The following is an 18,751-nucleotide window of genomic DNA, read 5'->3' as shown; positions in this document are numbered from 1 at the left end:
GGAAATCAGCACGATCGCCCGTGTCGGAACCGGCTCCGGCGACCCAGCCGTGCCTCAGGGGGTTTCTCCGTTCCTGCCCGAGGAAACGACCGAGCTCGTCCTCGACGAACTGGCCGGAGCGATCACTCGGCTGCGGTCGGTGGGCGACAACGACGAAGAACGACTTTCGCGCCAGTTCCGTCTTCGTTTGGCGTCGTCCGAGGGTCTGCTTGACGATCGGAATTCGTTTCTGCTCCTCGCGTTGTGCTTTTTGATCAGGGTGAGTCCGCATCTGCGGGGGACGCCGGAAGCGGATTCGACGGACGGACTCCGCCGGGAACTGGCCGAGGTCGGGGTTCGTGAAGTAGCCCCGTCGGTGCTGGAGGCGTCGGAGCAGCTCGGCCCGTTCGTCGTCGAACTCGGCCAGGCTCGGGAAACCGGGACCTACGTGGGCGACCTGCTTTCGTTGCTGCTGTCGGCGATCGCGCTGAACGCGCCCGATGCGGTGTGGCCGCTGCTCGAGAAGCGGGCAGGCAGCCAAGGTGGCCGCGACATCAACGGCGCCGATCCCAACTCCGTTCTCGTGGCGATCGCGCAGACCGAGGACGAGCTCGCGGCGGCGGTCAGCCGGGCCGAGACGAACCACCGGCAGCTGCGCGAGGGGGCGGCGATCTTGCGTGAAGAACTCCCGCAGGGTTCGCTCGGCCGCAGTGGGGGCCTGCTGTCCTCGCTGGGAATCAGCACTGAGGGGATGCAGAGCCTGATCCTCATCCGGAACGATTACCATCGCAGTCCACTGTGGAAGAAGCTCATCATCGGCAACCCCGCCTCGCTGATCGCGGAGGAAGCCGAGTCGTTGGTGAGGCATTGGGACGAACACGTCGAGGCGGCGCGAATCGCCGTAGAGCGTGCGAAAAGCGTGCGGACGGACGAGGTCGGTGCCCTGCGGCCACTCGCCCGTCCGTTCACGTCCCCGGTCGCCCGGCACTCGGCGTTGTGGCCCGAAGCGGTCCGGCAGTTCGACACCTACCGGCGGACGGACCCGGTCGTGGCCGCCGAACTGGGTGATCGTCGCGTTCCGCACCACCTCTGGACGTTCGACCCGTTGCCGGACGAGGCCTGGGCCCGGCTGCCGTACGTCGACCACGTGTACCAGAGCATCGTGTTCCTGGCGGACCAGAAGGACATGCCGTACGAGCAAGCCTGCCGCGCCGTGACGGGGATCGTGCTCGACCAGATGTCGAGGGCGCTCCCGGGGCGGCTGACACTGACCTGGATCGATCCGCGTGGCCGCGGCCAGAGCGCCGGGCCGTTGCTGTCACTGCTCGAGACCGGCAAGCAGCTCATCGGTGACGCCGTCTGGTCCGAGCCGGATGACATCGCCGCCGCGCTGCGCCGGGTCAGCGACCGGATGGCGCAGCTGGAACAGCGGGCGCTCAAGGACACGTTTCCCGATCTCGACGCCTACAACGCCGCGGCGGGTCAGCTGGCCGAACCGAACCACGTGGTCGTGGTGACCGGTTACCCGCAGGCGTTCTCCGAGGACTCCGCCCAGCGGCTGCGCCAGATCGTGGAGGGCGGCGCCCGCCTCGGCATCGCCGTGCTCGTGGTCACCGACGAGGCGCAGTCCGGCAGCTATTGGCTCGACAACGGTCCCGGGCACTACCCGGTGATGATGAACCGGGGCGGCGCGCCGGCGTCGGCGCCGTGGATGAACGCACAGCCCCTCCGGCCGCACGCTTTCGTCCTGGGCGGTGAAGGACGGATGCACGCGACCTTGGAACTCGGGGAGACGGTGCGCTGCGTGCCGTGCGTTCCCCTGTCGTTCACGCCCGAGGCGGCCAACGCTATCGTCGCAGGCTACGCGGCGGCCACCGAATCGGCGGCCGAGGTCAAGATCGACGCGGCCACGCTGGTCGAGCCGGGCACCGGCGCCGAGACGACCAAGAGCGTCGACATCCCGCTGGGCCTGCAGGGCCGCCGCGAGGTCCTCGACCTGCGGCTCGGCCACAAGCTCTCCCAGAACGTGCTGGTCGGCGGCCTGCCGGGGTCGGGCAAGTCGACGTTGTTCCACACACTGATCGTCAACGCGATCCGCCGGTACGACCCGCGCGAGCTCGAGTTGTACCTGCTGGACTTCAAGCAGGGTGTCGAATTCCAGCCCTACGCCGACGGTGCGCTACCGCACGCGCGCGTCGTCGCCGTCCAGAGCGAGCGCGACTTCGGCCTGTCGGTCCTGCGCGACCTGCGCGCCGAGATCGATCGGCGCGCCGAACTGCTGAGGGGCCCGCAGGGCGCCGGCTCCGACGGTCTCACCGAATACCGCGAACGCACGGGAAAGCCGTTGCCGCGGATCGTCGTCGTGGTCGACGAGTTCCAGGTGCTGTTCGCCGAGGACGACCGGATCGCCCACGAATGCGCGCAGCTGCTCGACCACGTCGTGCGGCAGGGACGCGCGTTCGGCGTGCACACGGTCCTGGGCACGCAGACCCTGCGCGGGCACGGCGCGATGGGCTTGCTGCGCGGAACCCTCGACCAGATCGCCGTCCGGATCGTGCTCAAGACCAGCGAGACGGACTCGCGCTTGTTCCTCAGCGACGAGAACGCGGCCGGGGCGCGCCTGACCCGGCCGGGTCAGGCGATCTTCAACGACGGCGGCGGCCGGCCCGAGAGCAACGTCGAGTTCCAGGTCGCGCACACGGAGGACGCGGCGCGGGATGCGGCCATCGCCGAGGCCCGGGTGGCGGCGATCCGCGACGGCTTCACCAGGACGCCCCGGGTCTTCGACGGCACCAAGCCGGTGGAGGTGAGCCAGGACGAGCAGGTCAAGAGCTTGGTCGACGGCACGGCGCGGGTCGACGGGAAGCGGCTCTGGCTGCACCTCGGCCTCCCCGTGGCGATCAAGGGGTCGGGTGGGGTCGGGCTGCGACGTGCGGGCGGGGCGAACCTGCTGATCGTGCACCGGGACGCGGGCCACGCGGTCGGCGCGCTGGCCGTGGCCCTGGCCACCGCGCGACTGTCCACCGCCGATCCGTTGCGGATCGTCGGGTTGGAGAGCCTCGGTCAGGACGACGAGGAGCACGAGAAGCTGCGGCACGTGCTCGAGATCGGGGACAACGCGACGTGCGTGGGCCACGGGAAGATCGCCGGCGCGCTGGCCGACCTGGCGGCCGAGGTGCGGCGGCGGCTCGAGGAAGAGCGCAGCGGTGAGCGGACCATCGTCGTGCTCAACGCGCTGCAGCGGGCGCGGGTTCTCGGGGACGAGAACACCTACAGCGAAGAGGGTTCGCCTCGCGAGAACTTGCTGACCATCCTCGCGGAGGGCCCGGACTACGGAATACACACGGTTGTGCTGACCGAGTCGGTGGAGGCGGTCGACCGGCGCCTGGGGCACGCCGGGCTGGGCCAGTTCGGCGCCCGGGTCGTCGGCCAGTGTTCGGTCGACGCGTCCCAGCGGCTGGTGGGCACCGGAGCGGCCGGGAAGCTCGGCGAGCACTACGTGATCCTGCACGAGCCGGACGACGACCGGACCGAAACGCTGCGGCTGTTCCCGCGACCCGACGAGACCTGGCGTGCGGCGGCGGCCGACGCCGCGGCCGCGCGGACGGAGACCCGATGAGCTACCAGGGGTTCGACCCGGACGAAGTCGACCGCGCGGCGCACCTGCTCGGCCAGTCGCGCGAGCACGTCCAGCAGGAGGCCAACCGGGTCCGAAGCTCCCTGCGGAACATCAACCGGTTCCACGGAAGTGCCGCCGACAAGGCGCGGGCGGCGGCGGACCAGATCGCCAAACGACTGGACCAGGACGCTCGTGAGCTGGAACAGCTCGCGCAGGCGCTGAAGACGCTCGCGGCGCAGGCTCGCCTGCTGAATCGGTGACCATGCGGTTCGAAGGGGATCCCGATGAGTTGCCGCCGGTCGCCGCCGCGCTGCTTCGCTACGGCGGCGAGCTGGGTCGGAACCGGAACGCCGTCGACCGTGCCTGCGCCGACCTCTCGCGAGCGGCCGACGCCGCGGTGTCGCGGCTCGAGGGGAAACTGCGGGCGGCCCGGGCCCGGCTCGCCGCGGTCGATCCCGAGGACGGTGCCGCCCTGGCGGCGGCCCAGCGTGAGGTCGAGGAGGCGACCACGAACCGCGACACCGGCCTGGAGCAGCGTCGCCGGATCGAGCAGACGGTCGCGGACCTGCGCGCGCGGTCCGGTCCCCGGTTGCTCGCGGCGGTACGCACCACCGAGCAGGGACGATCGCGGCTGCTGGTGTTCTGGCAGGCCGTCGACCGGGCGGTCTCCGCGTTCGACACGGCGGTGTCGCGGTGTCTCGGCCGGACACCGGCTCCGATCGGCGTGCCGGCCGCCGCCGGCGGGGTTTCCGGTCCGGCGATGCGGGGCGTGGCCCCTCCTCGCACGGCCACACTGCCGCCGCTCGGCCCGGGCGGGCACGTGCTCGTCCCCCTCGACCTGATCGACGACTCCGACTCGTCGGTGCGGAGCGCGGCCGACTTCCAGAAGGTGAGCATGCGGGTGATGCGCGACGGCTTGCTGCGGCTCCAGACCGAGATCATCCCGGCGGTGCGGGGCGGGGAGGGTCTCGAGGCGATGCGCGAACGGGACGTGCGCACCGGCCTCGGCGGTGCGCCGGCGTCCTACGTGCGGGTGTACGAAGCGTTCTTCGGCGACACGTCGGTGAAGCTCTCCCGGAGCGCGGACGGGCGGTACACCGTCCGCAACGGGTACCACCGCATCTGGCTGGCCAAGCAGGCGGGACTCGACGTCCTGCCCGCCGATGTGGCGGAGGAACCGTGAACTTCCTGGCCGCGGTGATCACGGCGGTCGAACGCGACCACCGGACGTTCCGGGCCTCGGCGCGCTCGCTCATGGCGACCTGGCGTGACCCCCACGCCGAGCGCTTCGAACGGGAGGTCCTCGCGACGCTCGACCAAGACAGCGCGGCGGTGCTGAACGCATTGCGTGACGCGGAGAGCGCGCTCGCGCGCGCCGAACAGGCCCTGCGCGGCGCGGGGGAGTCGTTGGCTCCCTGATTCTTCGCGGCGACCTGCGCTGGTTGGCTCTCAGCGCAGAGTCGAGGCGCGCACCACCAGCTCCGGGGTGAACACGACCTGCCGGTGCTCGTGGTCCGGTTCGGACTCCGCCAGCAGCAGCTCGGCCGCCGTCCGGCCGAGCCGGCGCCGGGGCTGGCGGACCGAGGTCAGCGGGACCGCGGCCGCCGCCGCGAACTCGATGTCGTCGTACCCCACGATCGCCATGTCCTCCGGGACGCGCATGCGGAGGTTCGCGCACGTCTGCAACAGGCCCAGGGCCACCAGGTCGTTGGCGCAGAACGCCGCCGTCGGGCGGATCGACGCCGGGAGGCCCGCCAGGCGTTCGCCCGCACCGCGGCCGTCCGCCACCGTCAGGGCCGTCGTCGTCAGGTCGACCAGGTGGTCCGGGCCGAGCCCGGCCTCGTGCAGCGCCTTCAACGCGCCCAGCCGGCGGTCGCGGACCTGGCCGACCGTCGTGTGGTTGCCGATGAACGCGATGCGGTCGTGGCCCTGCTCGATCAGGTGCCGCACGGCGATCTCGCCGCCGTAGACGTCGTCGACCGCGACCGAGCAGTGCGTCGTGCCGCCCGGGGTCCGGTCGACGACCACCACCGGCGTCCCGCGGTGCGCGATCTCGCCGAGCAGCGGGGCGTCCGGGTCGACCGGCGTGATGAGGATGCCCTGCACCCGCTGCTGTTCGAGGCGGCCGAGGTAGGCCGCTTCGCGCGCGGGCTGGTGGGCGCTGTTGCAGAGGAACAGCGAGAGGTCGCCCGCGTCCGCGGCGTCTTCCATGCCGGCCGCGACGTCGGTGAAGAACGGGTTGCTGCCGTCGAGCATCACGTACGCCAGCACGCGGCTGCGCCCGGCCCGCAGCTGCCGCGCGGACTCGTTGCGGACGAACCGCAGCTCGGCCATCGCGGTCTCGACCTTCGCGCGGGTGGCGGGGCTGACGCGGTCGGGCCGGTTGAGCACGTTGGACACCGTGCCGAGGGAGACGCCCGCGGCCGCGGCGACGTCCTTCATGCCCGCCGACTTCGGCTCGGCACCGGACTCCTGGACCGTCATGGAACCCCCTCATTGAAACGTAACATCGCCACCACCAGTCCGGCCTTGACGACGTTCGGCCACGGTTCGGTGGATTCATTGACTTGGTCTTCGCTCGCATAGTAGCGTCACCGCACCAGATTTGTGAAACCTTTCAATCCGGAGGTCGCGATGACGCGGCAGGACTCGGACCGACCGCCTCTGCTGGAGGTGCGCGGCGTGACGAAGTCGTTCGGCGCGGTCGCGGCGGTCGCCGGGGTGAGCTTCGGCCTGTACCCCGGCGAAGCCCACGCCCTCGTCGGCGAGAACGGCGCCGGCAAGTCGACGATCGTGAAGATGCTCGCCGGGGTCCACAAGCCTGACGACGGCACGCTGCTGCTCGACGGGCGGCCGGTCGAGTTCGGCTCGCCGGCCGACGCGAAGGCCGCCGGCATCGCGGTGATCTACCAGGAACCGACGCTGTTCCCGGACCTTTCGGTCGCGGAGAACATCGTGATGGGCCGCCACCCGCGCAAGGGACTCGGCCGCATCGACCGGGCCGCGATCCGCGCCGAGGCCGAGCGGCTCTTCGCCCGCCTCGGCGTCCGGATCGACCCGGCCCGCCCGGCCCGCGGGCTGTCGATCGCCGACCAGCAGATCGTGGAGATCGCCAAGGCGCTCAGCGCCGACGCCCGCGTGCTGGTGATGGACGAGCCGACCGCCGCGCTGAGCCGCGTCGAGGTCGACCGGCTGTTCGGCGTCGCACGGGCGTTGCGCGAAGAAGGCGCGGCGATCATGTTCATCTCGCACCGCTTCGAGGAGATCACCGAGCTCTGCCAGCGCGTCACGATCATGCGCGACGGCAAGCACGTCTCCACCGACCTCGTCGAAGACGTCACGGTCGACGACATGGTCAAGCGCATGGTCGGGCGCGACCTCGACGCGCTGTTCCCCAAACAGGACGTCGAGCCCGGCGCGGTCGTCCTCGAGGTGGAGGGCCTGGCCCGCGAAGGCGTCTTCCGCGACATCTCCTTCTCGGTGCGCGCGGGGGAGATCGTCGCGTTCGCCGGGCTCGTCGGGTCCGGACGTTCCGAAGTGGTCCAAGCCGTGTTCGGAGTGGACGAACGGGACGCCGGGGTCGTGAAGATCGGCGGCAAGAAGCTCAAGGCGCACTCGTCGCGGGCCGCGATGGCCGCCGGGATGGCGCTGGTCCCCGAAGACCGGCGTCAGCAGGGCCTGATCATGGACCTCTCGATCGAGCGCAACGTGACGCTGCCGCGGTCCCGCGCCCTGTCCAAGCTCGGCTTCCTGACCGGGGCGAGCGAGCGGCAGGAGGCCCGGCACTGGACCGAGCGCCTGCGCACCAAGTACCGCCGGCTCGGCGATCCCGTCGGCACGCTCTCGGGCGGCAACCAGCAGAAGGTCGTGCTGGCCAAGTGGCTCGCGATGGCGCCGAAGGTGCTGATCGTGGACGAGCCGACGCGCGGGATCGACGTCGGCACGAAGGCCGAGGTGCACCGGCTGATGTCGGCGCTCGCGGCCGAAGGCGTCGCGATCGTCATGGTCTCCTCCGAGCTGCCGGAGGTGCTCGGCATGGCCGACCGGGTGCTCGTGATGCGCGAGGGCCGGCTCGTCGCCGAGCTCCCGCGCGCCGACGCGACCGAAGACGCCGTCATGTTCGCCGCGATGGGCCAGGGAGCCGCCGCATGACCGTCACCAAGGAGGCCCCCGTGACCGGGGAACCGGCCGTCCACACGCGACAGTCGTGGGCCGCGAACGCGTTCAAGGCCCGCGAGTCCGGCATCGTCCTCGCCCTGATCGTCCTGGTGGCGTTCACCGCGACGCAGAACTCCCGGTTCCTGTCCGGGCAGAGCATCCGCGACATCCTGCTGGGGACCGCGATCCTGGCGGTGCTCGCCGTCGGGCAGGCGATCGTGATGATCACCCGCAACATCGACCTCTCCGTCGGCTCGGTGCTCGGCCTCTCCGCCTTCGCCGTCGGCTCGCTGATGCGCGACAACCCGGGCCTGCCGGTGATCGTCGCGCTGCTGGTCGGCCTCGGCGTCGGCGCGGTCTGCGGGCTGGTGAACGGCTCGCTGGTGCGCTTCGGCCAGGTGCCCGCGCTGGTCGTCACGTTGGGCACGCTCTACGCCTTCCGCGGCGTCAGCTTCTTCTGGGCGGGTGGCCAGCAGATCAATGCCGACAAGCTGCCGGCGTCCTTCCTGGACTTCGGCACCGCGTCGGTGCTCGGCGTGCCGTGGCTGGTGCTCATCGCGCTGCTGGTCCTGGTCGTCGCCGGGATCGTGCTGCGGAGCTACCCGGCCGGGCGCGAGCTGTACGCGATGGGGTCGAGCCCGCAGGCGGCGCAGCTGGCCGGCATCCGGGTCGGCCGCAACACCACCGCGGCGTTCCTGGTCAGCGGTGCGCTGGCCGGCCTGGCCGGGGTCCTGTTCGCCGCCCGGTTCGGCACCGTGGACGCGGCCGCCGGCACCGGCTACGAGCTGAACGTGGTCGCCGCGGCCGTCGTCGGCGGCGTCGCGGTGTTCGGCGGCAGCGGCTCGGTCTGGGGCGCGGGCCTCGGCGCCTTGCTGCTGACGGTCATCGGCAGCGCACTGGCCGTGCTCGACATCAACCAGTTCTGGCAGCAGGCGATCGTCGGCGCGCTGATCCTGCTGGCCATCGGGGCCGACCGGCTGGTCGCGGTCCGGGTCGCGAAAGCACTGAAGAAGAGGGATTCCCATGTCTGACCAAGGGAGCCGGTTCGGCCGGCTGCTCAGCTGGGACGCCGCCGTCGTCCTGGTGACGGTCATCGTGCTGATCGTCGCCTCGGGTGCCGTCGAGAACTTCGGCACCAGCCGCAACTTCACGTTCCTGCTGCTCGACCTGCTGCCGATCGCCCTGGTCGCGCTGCCGATGACGTTCATCATCGTGACCGGCGAAATCGACCTGTCGGTGGCGAGCACGCTCGGGCTGACGTCGGCGGTGATGGGCTCGCTGTGGGACGCGGGCCTCTCGATCGAGACGATCATCCCGCTCTGCATCGCGCTCGGCGCGGTCCTCGGCGCGCTGAACGGCTTCTTCGTCACCGTGTTGAAGCTGCCGTCGCTGGCCGTCACGATCGGCACGCTCGCGCTGTACCGCGGGCTCGCGTTCGTCGTGCTCGGCGACGGCGCGGTCGCCGACTTCCCGCGGGCCTACACCGGCTGGGTCACCGGCACGATCGGCGACGGCCCGATCCCGAACGTGCTCGTCCCGCTGCTCGTGGTGGCCCTGATCTTCGGGGTCGTGCTGCACGCGACCCCGATCGGGCGCGGCGTCTTCGCGGCCGGCGCGGGCGAGCAGGCGGCCCGGTTCGCCGGGATCCGCACCGGACGGCTCAAGTTCTGGCTGTACGTCGTGAGCGGCGCCGTCGCCGGGCTCGCCGGGATCCTGTGGACCCTGCGCTACTCCAGCGCCCGCGCCGACAACGGCTTCGGCCTCGAGCTGGCCGTCGTGGCCGCCGTGCTGCTCGGCGGCGTGTCCATCTTCGGCGGCAAGGGCACGCTGCCCGGCGTGCTCGCCGGAGTGGTCCTGCTGGCGTCCCTGCAGAACGCCCTGCGCCTGCAGGACGTCTCGAACGAGGCGCTCAACATCGTGACCGGCGTGCTCCTCATCGTGTCGGTCCTGCTGCCCAACATCGTGTCCTCGGCCCGTACGGCGCTCCGGCGCCGGAGTCGAGCGACTGCTCCGGTATCCCCAGAAAGGTGACGAAGATGTCCCGACGGTTCCTCACCGGCGCAGTGTCGGCCGGGCTGGTGCTCGTGCTGGCCGCCTGCGGCGGCACCACCAAGGACGACAGCGGCGGCTCCGGCGCGCAGCAGTCCACGGCCACGGCGAACCCCGGCGCCGCGGCCAAGGAAGGCGTCAAGATGGCCTTCCTGCCCAAGCAGCTCAACAACCCCTACAGCGACATCGAGGTCAGCGGCGGCAAGGCGGCCCTCGGTGAGCTGAAGGGCGAGTACAAGCTCGTCGGGCCGAACGACGCGAGCGCGTCGTCGCAGGTCAGCTACATCAACACGCTGATCCAGCAGCAGCAGGACGTCATCGGCATCGCCGCGAACGACCCGAACGCCGTGTGCCCGTCGCTCAACCAGGCCCGCAGCGCCGGCATCAAGGTCGTCGCGTTCGACTCCGACGCCGCCAAGGACTGCCGCGACGTCTTCATCAACCAGGCCACCACCCAGGGCATCGGCGAGGCACTGGCCAAGCAGGCCAAGGACCTCTCCGGCGGCTCCGGCGAGATCGCGGTCCTGTCCGCGACGCCGAACGCGACCAACCAGAACGCGTGGATCGAGGTTCTGAAGAAGGAACTGGCCAAGCCGGAGTACGCGAACATCAAGCTGGACAAGGTCGCCTACGGCAACGACGACGACCAGAAGTCGTTCCAGGAGGCCCAGGGCCTGCTGCAGTCGTTCCCGAACCTCAAGGTGATCGTCTCGCCGACGACGGTGGGCATCGCGGCCGCGGCGCGCTACGTCAGCTCGTCCAGCTACAAGGGCAAGGTCGCGGTGACCGGGCTCGGCACGCCGAACCAGATGCGCGCCTTCGTCAAGGACGGCACCGTCAAGCAGTTCGCGCTGTGGAACCCGGCCGACATCGGCTACCTCGCCGCCTACGCGGGTGTCGCCCTCAAGTCGGGCCAGATCAGCGGCAAGGAAGGTGAAACGTTCAAGGCGGGCAAGCTCGGCGACTACAAGATCGGCGCGAGCGGTGAGATCGTCCTCGGCCCGCCGACGACGTTCGACGCGAACAACATCGACAAGTTCAACTTCTGACGGTTTTCCGCGGCCGGACCGGATCGCCGCCCCGGTCCGGCCACGGAGTCCACTAAGGACGGACAGTGCCCCGATACTGCTTCTGCCTGCGGGTGAAGCCGGACCGGAAGGCCGAGTACGCGCAGCGGCACCGGGCGGTGTGGCCCGAGATGCGGCAGGCCCTGCTCGACACCGGCTGGCGCAACTACTCGCTCTTCCTGCGCGAAGACGGCCTGCTGATCGGCTACGTCGAAGCCGACGACCTCGACGCCGCGCAGGCCGCGATGGCGAAGACCGAGGTCAACACCCGCTGGCAGGCGGAGATGGCGGAGTTCTTCACCGGCCTCGATGGCGGCCCGCCCGACGAAGGCTTTCAGCTCCTCGAAGAGGTCTTCCACCTCGAACCACCCACCGTCGCGGAAGGACAGTGATCGCCGTGGGCGACTTGACGGCCGTGAAACAGGCCCTGCGGGCCCAGCGCATCGAAACGCCGTCGTGGGCGTACGCGAACTCGGGCACCCGGTTCAAGGTGTTCCCGCAACCCGGTGTCCCGCGGACACCCGAAGAGAAGATCGCCGACGCCGCGACCGTGCACCGGTTCACCGGGGTCGCCCCGGTCGTCGCGCTGCACATCCCGTGGGACCGCGTCGACGACTACGGCGCACTGACGGCCTACGCGCGGGACGCCGGTGTCGAGATCGGCGCGATCAACACCAACGTCTTCCAGGACGAGGACTACAAGCTCGGCTCGGTCACCAACCCTGACGCCGGGATCCGCCGCAAGGCGACCGACCACCTCCTCGAGGCCATCTCCATCATGGACGCGACGGGCTCGCGGGACCTCAAGCTGTGGTTCTCCGACGGCATCAACTACCCGGGCCAGGACGACATCCGCGACCGGCAGGACCGGCTGGCCGAGGCGTTGAAGGAGACCTACGACCGGCTGGGCGACCACCAGCGGATGCTGCTGGAGTACAAGCTCTTCGAGCCCGCCTTCTACGCCACCGACGTCCCGGACTGGGGCACGTCCTACGCGCACTGCATCGAGCTGGGGGAGAAGGCGACGGTGTGCATCGACACCGGCCACCACGCCCCCGGCACGAACATCGAGTTCATCGTGGCGTTCCTGCTGCGTGCGGGGAAGCTCGGCGCGTTCGACTTCAACTCGCGCTTCTACGCCGACGACGACCTGATGGTCGGGGCGGCGGACCCGTTCCAGCTGTTCCGGATCATGTACGAGATCGTCCGCGGCGGCGCCCTCGACCCGGCGTACGGGATCGCGTTCATGCTCGACCAGTGCCACAACATCGAGGCCAAGATCCCGGCGATCATCCGGTCGGTGATGAACGTCCAGGAGGCGACGGCCAAGGCACTGCTCGTCGACCGCCCGGCGCTGCGCACCGCCCAGCAGGCGGGTGACGTCCTCGCGGCCAACGCCGTGCTGATGGACGCCTACAACACCGACGTCCGGCCGCTGCTGGCCGAGCTGCGCGAGGACTCCGGGCTCGACCCGGACCCCGTCGCGGCATACCACCGCAGCGGGTACCAGGAGCAGATCGTGGCCGAGCGCGCCGGCGGCACGCAGGCCGGATGGGGAGCATGAGCATGACGGTGCCGGAGCAGCTCATCGCGCGCAGCAACGCGCTCGGGGCCGACCCGCGCAACACCAACTACGCCGGCGGCAACACCTCGGCCAAGGGTTCGGTGACCGACCCGGTGACCGGCGCGCCGACGGAGGTGCTGTGGGTCAAGGGATCCGGCGGCGACCTCGGCACGCTCAAGGAGTCCGGGCTCGCCGTGCTGCGGCTCGACCGGCTGCGCTCGCTGGTGGACGTCTACCCGGGTGTCGAGCGCGAGGACGAGATGGTCGCGGCGTTCGACTACTGCCTGCACGGACGCGGCGGCGCGGCGCCGTCGATCGACACCGCCATGCACGGCCTGGTCGAGGCCCCGCACGTGGACCACCTGCACCCGGACTCCGGCATCGCCCTGGCCACCGCGGCCGACGGTGCCGCGCTGACGAAGGAGTGCTTCGGCGACCGCGTCGCTTGGGTGGACTGGCGGCGGCCCGGCTTCCAGCTCGGCCTCGACATCGCCGCGGTCAAGGCCGCGAACCCGCAGGCCATCGGCGTGATCCTCGGCGGCCACGGCATCACGGCGTGGGGCGCGACCTCGGAAGAGTGCGAGCGGAACTCCCTGGAGATCATCCGCACGGCCGAGCGGTTCCTGGCCGACCGTGGGGCCGCCGAGCCGTTCGGGCCGGTCGTCCCCGGCTTCGAAGCGCTCCCGGACGGCGAGCGGCACGCGCGTGCGGCGGCCCTGGCGCCGGTGATCCGCGGGCTGGCCTCGACCGATCAGCGTCAGGTCGGCCACTACACCGACAGCGATGTCGTGCTGGAGTTCCTCTCGCGGGAGAAGCTGCAGCCTCTGGCCGCGCTGGGGACGTCGTGCCCGGACCACTTCCTGCGCACCAAGGTCCGGCCCCTGGTCGTGGACCTCCCGGCGACCGCGCCCCTGGACGACGTCGTCGCGCGGCTGAAGGAGCTGCACGCCGAGTACCGCGACGAGTACCGCGCCTACTACGAGCGGCACGCGACGCCGGATTCGCCCGCGATGCGCGGTGCCGACCCGGCGATCGTGCTCGTCCCCGGCGTCGGGATGTTCTCCTTCGGCAAGGACAAGCAGACCGCGCGCGTGGCGGGAGAGTTCTACGTCAACGCCATCAACGTGATGCGGGGCGCCGAAGCGGTGTCTTCTTATGCGCCGATCCCGGAAAGTGAAAAATTCCGGATCGAGTACTGGGCGCTGGAAGAGGCGAAGCTGCAGCGGATGCCGAAGCCGAAGCCCCTCGCCGGGCGGATCGCGCTGGTGACCGGGGCGGGGTCGGGCATCGGCAAGGCCATCGCGGTGCGGCTCGCCGCCGAGGGTGCCTGCGTCGCGATCGCCGACCTGAACGGCGACGCCGCGGGTGAAGTCGCCGCGGAGATCGGCGGTGTCGCGGTGACCGCCGACGTCACCGACGCGGCCGCCGTGCAGGCCGCGGTGGACGCCACCGTGCTCGCCTTCGGCGGGATCGACCTGGTCGTCAACAACGCCGGGCTGTCCATCTCGAAGCCGCTCCTGGAGACGACCGAACGCGACTGGGACCTGCAGCACGACGTGATGGCCAAGGGCTCGTTCCTGGTCGCGCGCGCCGCGGCGAAGGCGATGATCGACCAAGGCATCGGCGGCGACATCGTGTACATCTCGTCGAAGAACTCGGTGTTCGCCGGTCCGAACAACGTCGCCTACGGCGCGGCCAAGGCCGACCAGGCCCACCAGGTCCGGCTGCTGGCCGCCGAACTGGGCGCCCACGGCATCCGCGTCAACGGCGTCAACCCCGACGGCGTCGTCCAGGGCTCCGGCATCTTCGCCGGCGGCTGGGGCGCCCAGCGGGCCGCCGTCTACGGCGTGGAGGAGGCGAAGCTCGGTGAGTTCTACGCCCAGCGGACCATCCTCAAGCGCGAGGTGCTGCCCGAGCACGTCGCGGCCGCCGTGTTCGCCCTGACCGGCGGCGACCTCACCCACACCACCGGCCTGCACGTGCCGGTGGACGCCGGGGTGGCCGCCGCGTTCCTGCGCTGAAGGAGTTCCGATGACCCTCGACCGCATCACGCCGCGCAAGACCCGCGTCGGGCTCGTCTCGGGCGGGCTCGGCGCGTACTGGCCGCAGTTCCCTTCGCTGCTGCCGCAGCTGGAAGCTTCGGCCCGGCGCGTCGCCGACCGACTGTCCGAAATGGACTGCGAGGTCGTCGACGCCGGGTTCGTCTCCGACGCGACCGAAGGTGCGGCCGCGGCGGAGAAGCTGCGGGTGGCCGGGTGCGACCTGATCGTCGGGTTCCTCACGACGTACCTGACGTCCAGCATGCTGGCGCCGGTCGCGCAGCGTTCGGGCGCGCCGGTACTGCTGCTCAACCTGCAGCCGACCGAGGCGATGGACCACGAGTCCTTCGACACCGGCGCGTGGCTGGCCTACTGCGGGGCCTGCCCGCTGCCGGAGATGGCCAACACGTTCCGCCGCGTCGGCGTCGAGTTCCGGTCGGTGTCCGGCTACCTCGAGGACCCGCGGGCGTGGACGCGGATCGAGCGGTGGATCAAGGCGGCGGGCGTCCGCGCGGCGCTGCGGCACGGGCGGCACGGTCTGCTCGGGCACCTCTACCCGGGCATGATGGACGTCTCGACCGACCCGACGCTCGTCTCGGGCCAGCTCGGCGGGCACGTCGAGATCCTGGAGGTCGACGACCTGCGGGTGCGCGTCGAGAAGGTCACCGACGACGAGACCGCTGCCCGGGTCGCCCTGGCCTGTGACGTTTTCACGGTGGACGAGTCCGTGGTGGACGAAGACTTCGCCTGGGGCGCGCGGGTTTCGGTGGCGCTCGACCGGCTGGTGGAGGACTTCTCGCTCGACTCGCTGGCCTACTACCACCGGGGTCTCGACGGCGAGACACACGAGCGCGTCGGCGCCGGGTTCATCCTCGGCGCGTCGCTGCTCACCGCCCGCGGCGTCCCGGCGGTCGGCGAGTACGAGCTGCGGACGTCCCTGGCCATGCTGATCATGGACCGGCTCGGCGCGGGCGGCTCGTTCACCGAGCTGCAGGCGCTGAACTTCCGCGACAACGTCGTCGAGATGGGCCACGACGGGCCGGCCCACCTCGGCATCAGCGCGCGCAAGCCGCTGCTGCGCGGCCTCGGCGTCTACCACGGCAAGCGGGGCTGGGGCGTGTCGGTGGAGTTCGACGTCAAGCCCGGGCCGGTGACGCTCTGCGGGCTCGGGCAGGCGCGCGACGGGACGTTCACGCTCATCGCGTCCGAGGGCACGGTCGTGCCCGGGCCGCTGCTGCGGATCGGGAACACCACGTCCCGCGTCGACTTCGGGTGTGACCCGGGGGAGTGGACCGACGCGTGGTCGGCCAGCGGCATCGCCCACCACTGGGCGCTCGGCACCGGCCACCGGGTCGCCGAGCTGACGGCCGTCGCGGACCTGCTCGGGCTGGACCTGACCGTGGTGCGTCCGTGAGGCGAGTCGCGGCCGTCGACCTCGGCGCGTCCAGCGGGCGGGTGATGGCCGGGACCGTCGGGCCGTCGGTCTTGGAGGTGTCCGAAGTACGGAGGTTCGCCAACGGCGGGGTCCGGGCGGGGCCGGTGCTGTACTGGGACATCCTGGGTCTCTACCGCGAGACCCTCGCCGGGATCCGCGAAGCCGGTCGCGTGGACGGCGTCGGGATCGACTCGTGGGCGGTCGACTACGGGCTCCTGGACGAGCGGGGCGCGCTGCTCGGCAACCCCGTCCACTACCGCGACTCGCGGACCGACGGGATCACCGTGCCGGTGCCCGACCGGGAGCTCTACGACGTCACCGGGTTGCAGCAGCTGCCGTTCAACACGCTGTACCAGCTGGTGGCCGAAGGCGACCGGCTCGACGCGGCGGCGACCATGCTGCTCATTCCGGACCTGCTGAACTACTGGCTCACGGGCGAGATCGGGGCTGAGCGGACGAACGCGTCGACCACGCAGCTCTACGACGTGCGCGCGCGGACCTGGGCTCTTTCGCTGGCGTCGCGGGTCGGGATCCCGCCCCGGCTGCTCCCGCCGTTGCGGGACCCGGGCACGGTCGTGGGCCAGGCCCGCGAACTGTCCGGCGTACCCGTGGTCGCCGTCGGCTCGCACGACACGGCCTCCGCGGTGGTCGCCGTGCCCGCGTCGCCGGGGACGAACTTCGCCTACATCTCCTCGGGGACGTGGTCACTGGCGGGCCTGGAACTGCCCGCGCCGGAGTTGAGCGACGCGGCGCTGGCCGCGAACTTCACCAACGAAGGCGGTGTCGACGGCACCATTCGCTTCCTGCGCAACGTGATGGGCCTCTGGGTGCTGTCCGAGACGCTGCGGACGTGGTCCACTTCGGACCTTTCCGGCCTGCTCACGGCGGCGGCCGCCTCGCCCGCGTTGGCGGCGGTGGTGGACATCGACGCGCCCGGGTTCCTGCCACCGGGCGACATGCCGGCGCGGCTCGCCGCGGCCTGTGGGGCGACCGGCCAGCGCCCACCCGGCACGCGGGCCGAGGTGGTCCGGTGCATCTTGGACAGCCTGGCGCTGGCGTACCGCCGCACGCTCCGCCAGGCGGCCTCGCTGACCGGCCGCACGATCGACGTGGTCCACATCGTCGGCGGCGGCGCGCGGAACTCGTTGTTGTGCCAGCTGACGGCGGACGCGTGCGGGGTGCCGGTGCTGGCGGGCCCGGTCGAGGCGGCGGCGCTGGGGAACGTGCTGGTGCAGGCCCGTGCGTTGGGGGAGGAGGACCTCCCGGATCTGGCGGCTATGCGGGCGTTGGTGCGCGAGACGCAGGAAGTCCGCCGCTACGAGCCCTCGGGCGCCGGCGACTGGGACGCGGCCGAGGCCCGGCTCGGGTCCTGACCGTTCTGTCCGCTGTGCCGGTCACCGGACAGACCTGCGCGGAAGTCTCCTCATCCCGGCCCTTTCCGGGCACACTCCCGGCAGCACGGTTGCGGGCCCGAGCGGCCCGCGGCGAGCCTGAGCACGGATCCCGGACCCGACCCGAGGGAGTGCCGCGATGGCGCACCGAACTCTGATCGCCGCGGCGGCCGCCTGCGCGCTGGCCCTGAGCTTCCCGGGAACAGCCGCCGCCGATCCGCCGAGCGCCCTGCCCGGCAACGCGACCGACTTCGAGAAGACCTTCCAGCCGGCCTTCGACTACGACAAGGACGGCTGCTACCCGACCCCGGCCATCGGCCCGGACGGCACGATCGCGCCCGGACTCTCCCTCGGCGGTGACACCAACGGCCACTGCCGGGACTCCTGGGACCTCGACAACACGAACTCGTACTCGCGGCAGAAGTGCAACAACGGCTGGTGCGCCGTGATGTTCACCCTGTACTTCGAAAAAGACCAGGCCTCCCTCGGCCCGGGCAGCGCCGGGCACCGCCACGACTGGGAGCACGTCGTCGTCTGGGTCAAGGACAACCAGGTCGAGTACGTCGCGACGTCCCAGCACGGCGGCTTCGCGATCCACGACCGCGCGAGCATGCGTTTCGAGGGCACGCACGCGAAGGTCGTCTACCACAAGGACGGCGGTTCGACGCACTGCTTCCGCGCCGCCAACGGCAACGACGACCCGCCGGAGAACCACAAGGGCACCTGGCAGTACCCGACCCTCGTCGGCTGGGACGGCTACCCGTCCGGGATCCGCGACAAGCTCGTGGCGGCGAACTTCGGCAGCGCCACCTTCGGCATCAAGGACGACCAGTTCGCGGGCAACCTCGGCAAGGCGAAGCCGGGCGGGATCCCGTTCGACGTGAACGCCTAGAGCCAGCCGCGTTCGTCCGCGATCCGCACCGCCTCGACGCGGTTGCGCGCGCCGGTCTTGGTGATCGCCGCGGAGACGTAGTTGCGGACCGTGCCTTCGGACAGATACAGCCGGGACGCGATCTCGGCGACCGTCGCGCCGGTCCGGGCGGTGATCAGGACGTCCCGTTCGCGCGCGGTGAGGGGTGACTCGCCCGCGGCCAGCGTGGCCACCGCCAGCGCCGGATCCACCACGCGCTCCCCGGTCCGCACGCGGCGGATCGCGTCGGCCAGCACGTCGGCGGGGGCGTCCTTCACCACGAACCCGGCCGCACCCGCGTCCATCGCGCGGCGCAGGTAGCCGGCGCGCCCGAACGTCGTGAGCATGACGACGCGGCAGTCCGGGACCTGCGCGGCGAGCACCGCCGCGGCCGCGAGCCCGTCGAGCCCGGGCATCTCGATGTCCAGCAGGGCGACGTCCGGCCGGTGCTCCCGGGCCGCGGCGACGACCTCGTCGCCGCGGGCGCCCGACGCCCCCACCCCCCAGTCGTCCACCACCCCCGGCCGCCCGCCCCCCGCC

General features: G+C 71.3%; 16 protein-coding genes. 14 read left to right on the top strand and 2 right to left on the bottom strand.

Annotated elements, in window-relative coordinates:
• The first annotated feature begins 259 nt into the window (after positions 1-259).
• The 4 genes from ABZ342_RS17790 to ABZ342_RS17775 are packed head-to-tail and all read left to right on the top strand — an operon-like array spanning position 260 to position 5,017.
• On the top strand, positions 260-3,598 hold the full coding sequence (locus tag ABZ342_RS17790) for an FtsK/SpoIIIE domain-containing protein (protein WP_360474021.1): 3,339 nt from the start codon (positions 260-262) through the stop codon (positions 3,596-3,598).
• Positions 3,595-3,858: a WXG100 family type VII secretion target gene (locus ABZ342_RS17785; RefSeq protein WP_360474019.1), complete on the top strand. Its 264-nt coding sequence runs from the start codon at positions 3,595-3,597 to the stop codon at positions 3,856-3,858. The genes ABZ342_RS17790 and ABZ342_RS17785 overlap by 4 nt, the downstream gene beginning before the upstream one ends.
• A 2-nt stretch (positions 3,859-3,860) precedes the next feature.
• Positions 3,861-4,781, top strand: coding sequence for a hypothetical protein (locus ABZ342_RS17780; protein WP_360474017.1), 921 nt, complete (start codon positions 3,861-3,863; stop codon positions 4,779-4,781).
• Entirely contained in the window at positions 4,778-5,017 is a 240-nt protein-coding gene (locus tag ABZ342_RS17775) for a hypothetical protein (protein ID WP_155543872.1), read from the top strand. Before ABZ342_RS17780 ends, ABZ342_RS17775 begins: the two co-directional genes overlap by 4 nt.
• 30 nt (positions 5,018-5,047) lie before the next feature.
• Here ABZ342_RS17775 and ABZ342_RS17770 read toward each other — a convergent pair whose 3' ends face one another.
• Positions 5,048-6,082: a LacI family DNA-binding transcriptional regulator gene (locus ABZ342_RS17770; RefSeq protein WP_360474015.1), complete on the bottom strand. Its 1,035-nt coding sequence runs from the start codon at positions 6,080-6,082 to the stop codon at positions 5,048-5,050.
• A 150-nt stretch (positions 6,083-6,232) separates the two neighbouring features.
• On the opposite strand from ABZ342_RS17770, the gene ABZ342_RS17765 reads away from it, so the two are divergent.
• The 10 genes from ABZ342_RS17765 to ABZ342_RS17720 all read left to right on the top strand — a co-directional run bounded on the left by ABZ342_RS17765 (position 6,233) and on the right by ABZ342_RS17720 (position 18,193).
• Positions 6,233-7,750, top strand: coding sequence for a sugar ABC transporter ATP-binding protein (locus ABZ342_RS17765; protein ID WP_155543874.1), 1,518 nt, complete (start codon positions 6,233-6,235; stop codon positions 7,748-7,750).
• Positions 7,747-8,787 (top strand): ABC transporter permease, encoded by a 1,041-nt coding sequence (locus ABZ342_RS17760; protein ID WP_360474013.1) that lies wholly within the window; start codon positions 7,747-7,749, stop codon positions 8,785-8,787. The genes ABZ342_RS17765 and ABZ342_RS17760 overlap by 4 nt, the downstream gene beginning before the upstream one ends.
• Positions 8,780-9,787, top strand: coding sequence for an ABC transporter permease (locus ABZ342_RS17755; RefSeq protein ID WP_360474011.1), 1,008 nt, complete (start codon positions 8,780-8,782; stop codon positions 9,785-9,787). Before ABZ342_RS17760 ends, ABZ342_RS17755 begins: the two co-directional genes overlap by 8 nt.
• 5 nt (positions 9,788-9,792) lie before the next feature.
• Entirely contained in the window at positions 9,793-10,854 is a 1,062-nt protein-coding gene (gene rhaS / locus ABZ342_RS17750; protein WP_360474009.1) for a rhamnose ABC transporter substrate-binding protein, read from the top strand.
• Between the two features lie 65 nt (positions 10,855-10,919).
• A complete protein-coding gene (locus ABZ342_RS17745; RefSeq protein WP_360474007.1) occupies positions 10,920-11,264 on the top strand; it encodes an L-rhamnose mutarotase in 345 nt (114 codons plus the stop codon).
• Positions 11,261-12,436, top strand: coding sequence for an L-rhamnose isomerase (gene rhaI, locus ABZ342_RS17740; protein ID WP_360474005.1), 1,176 nt, complete (start codon positions 11,261-11,263; stop codon positions 12,434-12,436). The genes ABZ342_RS17745 and rhaI overlap by 4 nt, the downstream gene beginning before the upstream one ends.
• A 2-nt stretch (positions 12,437-12,438) precedes the next feature.
• The gene (locus ABZ342_RS17735; protein WP_360474003.1) at positions 12,439-14,457 is read left to right on the top strand and encodes a bifunctional aldolase/short-chain dehydrogenase; all 2,019 of its coding nucleotides are present in this window, start codon (positions 12,439-12,441) and stop codon (positions 14,455-14,457) included.
• Between the two features lie 10 nt (positions 14,458-14,467).
• Positions 14,468-15,889, top strand: a complete 1,422-nt coding sequence (locus ABZ342_RS17730; RefSeq protein ID WP_360474001.1) for an L-fucose/L-arabinose isomerase family protein — start codon at positions 14,468-14,470, stop codon at positions 15,887-15,889.
• A 44-nt stretch (positions 15,890-15,933) separates the two neighbouring features.
• Entirely contained in the window at positions 15,934-17,283 is a 1,350-nt protein-coding gene (locus ABZ342_RS17725) for a rhamnulokinase family protein (RefSeq protein ID WP_360474237.1), read from the top strand.
• A 157-nt stretch (positions 17,284-17,440) separates the two neighbouring features.
• The gene (locus ABZ342_RS17720; RefSeq protein WP_360473999.1) at positions 17,441-18,193 is read left to right on the top strand and encodes an NPP1 family protein; all 753 of its coding nucleotides are present in this window, start codon (positions 17,441-17,443) and stop codon (positions 18,191-18,193) included.
• Here the strand turns inward: ABZ342_RS17720 and ABZ342_RS17715 are convergent.
• Positions 18,190-18,751, bottom strand: a 562-nt coding sequence (locus ABZ342_RS17715) for a response regulator transcription factor (protein ID WP_360473997.1), incomplete at its 5' end; no start/stop codon positions are given. The two genes, ABZ342_RS17720 and ABZ342_RS17715, sit on opposite strands and share 4 nt — an antisense overlap.

Origin of the sequence: Amycolatopsis sp. NPDC005961, assembly GCF_040629235.1 — a bacterium.
Classification (GTDB): domain Bacteria; phylum Actinomycetota; class Actinomycetes; order Mycobacteriales; family Pseudonocardiaceae; genus Amycolatopsis; species Amycolatopsis camponoti.
The sequence above is the reverse complement of the archived record's forward strand: the minus strand, read 5'-3'. Positions and strand labels throughout refer to the sequence as shown.

Excerpts from the sequence above, each read along its gene's own strand:
- ABZ342_RS17785 (WP_360474019.1), top strand. The coding sequence starts at position 3,595 with ATGAGCTACCAGGGGTTCGACCCGGACGAAGTCGACCGCGCGGCGCAC.
- ABZ342_RS17780 (WP_360474017.1), top strand. The coding sequence starts at position 3,861 with ATGCGGTTCGAAGGGGATCCCGATGAGTTGCCGCCGGTCGCCGCCGCG.
- ABZ342_RS17770 (WP_360474015.1), bottom strand. The coding sequence starts at position 6,082 with ATGACGGTCCAGGAGTCCGGTGCCGAGCCGAAGTCGGCGGGCATGAAG.
- ABZ342_RS17765 (WP_155543874.1), top strand. The coding sequence starts at position 6,233 with ATGACGCGGCAGGACTCGGACCGACCGCCTCTGCTGGAGGTGCGCGGC.
- ABZ342_RS17760 (WP_360474013.1), top strand. The coding sequence starts at position 7,747 with ATGACCGTCACCAAGGAGGCCCCCGTGACCGGGGAACCGGCCGTCCAC.
- ABZ342_RS17755 (WP_360474011.1), top strand. The coding sequence starts at position 8,780 with ATGTCTGACCAAGGGAGCCGGTTCGGCCGGCTGCTCAGCTGGGACGCC.
- rhaS (WP_360474009.1), top strand. The coding sequence starts at position 9,793 with ATGTCCCGACGGTTCCTCACCGGCGCAGTGTCGGCCGGGCTGGTGCTC.
- ABZ342_RS17735 (WP_360474003.1), top strand. The coding sequence starts at position 12,439 with ATGACGGTGCCGGAGCAGCTCATCGCGCGCAGCAACGCGCTCGGGGCC.
- ABZ342_RS17730 (WP_360474001.1), top strand. The coding sequence starts at position 14,468 with ATGACCCTCGACCGCATCACGCCGCGCAAGACCCGCGTCGGGCTCGTC.
- ABZ342_RS17725 (WP_360474237.1), top strand. The coding sequence starts at position 15,934 with ATGGCCGGGACCGTCGGGCCGTCGGTCTTGGAGGTGTCCGAAGTACGG.
- ABZ342_RS17720 (WP_360473999.1), top strand. The coding sequence starts at position 17,441 with ATGGCGCACCGAACTCTGATCGCCGCGGCGGCCGCCTGCGCGCTGGCC.